The sequence below is a fragment of the Haloferax sp. Atlit-10N genome (assembly GCF_003586325.1).
Lineage (GTDB): Archaea > Halobacteriota > Halobacteria > Halobacteriales > Haloferacaceae > Haloferax > Haloferax prahovense.
This window is the reverse complement of sequence record NZ_PSYX01000050.1, coordinates 1-1,062: the sequence shown is the minus strand read 5'-3', so window position 1 is coordinate 1,062 and position 1,062 is coordinate 1. Positions and strand designations below refer to the sequence as shown.

Here is a 1,062-nt window from a genome sequence, read left to right as displayed (position 1 = left end):
AATCGGCTCGTTGATCAGGTTCGCGAGTTCGTGAAACTGTTCTCGGATCGCCGTGTATTCCAACGTCGACTCGCGGGTCATATTTCTACCTCGTAGTCACGAGCGAGCGATTCCATTTCAGACCAAGGTGGGGTTTGGCCTGAGGTCTGTTCGCCTTCTGTTCGTAGGTACGTCAAGAGAGGTGAGATGATGTCTACGACTCCGTAGGATGTTGCGACTTCGTGAACGTCTTCGTGGGCTGTGTTGGTTGCGGTAATGAGAAGCATAGCGTACTTTCGGTGGCGAGCGTCGTTCTCGATGAGGAGTAGATGACAGACCAACTCGGCCGGTGAGAGTGACTCTCGGCTTTCTGAGTAGAAGTAATAGTTCCCCGAGCGCGTGAAGAACTGCAGACCGTATTCGCTGAATGCACCGAGTCCTGTCAGCAGGTACTGACTGTCGTCAACACCCTCGTCTGTTCGCACAATGAACTCGTCATAAGATTCCCACAGAAGTGTTCCACTCCCGATGTCGGTCTGGACTTGCGTACGGTGGTGTTGGTGCCGGAGCTCCACAGCGAACTTGTGAAGTCCTGAGAACTGTTCGGTGAGGCGGTATCTCGTTCCTTGCTTAACAGCTATTGCCCGGTTTGTAAGCGTCTTGAGCGTCCGATAGACAGTTGCCCGTGACACCTCGGTTCGTTGGGCAAGCTCGGCTGCCGACACTGGTTCATCCGCGGGGAGATAATAGAGGACACGAAGCATCGACGACGTTAGCAATTCCGGGAAGTCAACGTGGGAGTTGGTTGCCGTGAGGTCTTGGTACACCTCGAGGCACTTCGCAGACGTTGGGTGTATTATCGTCTCGTTTCCCACCCGTTCACGGGTGACCAATCCCAATTTTTCGAGATGTACCACAGCGTTCGTGATGGTTCCCGGCTCATATTCGAGCTCAGTAGCAAGTGCTCGGCGCTTTTTAGGGGAATCAAGTGTCGCCATGATTCGCAACTCATTCTCCTCTAGCATGGTGTCTCAAATTGGATGTACTTGTAATAAAGCACTACATCGGATATGAGACTTTTGG

General features: G+C 52.6%; 1 protein-coding gene. It reads right to left on the bottom strand.

The annotated features are described in order from the left end of the window. Positions 1-77: 77 nt before the first annotated feature. Complete coding sequence (locus C5B91_RS21105) at positions 78-1,004, bottom strand: HTH domain-containing protein (RefSeq protein ID WP_119713019.1); 927 nt, start codon at positions 1,002-1,004, stop codon at positions 78-80. Between the last annotated feature and the right edge of the window lie 58 nt (positions 1,005-1,062).

What these genes read in the sequence shown, in the direction of transcription:
- C5B91_RS21105 (WP_119713019.1), bottom strand. Translation starts at nt 1,004, where the DNA reads ATGCTAGAGGAGAATGAGTTGCGAATCATGGCGACACTTGATTCCCCT.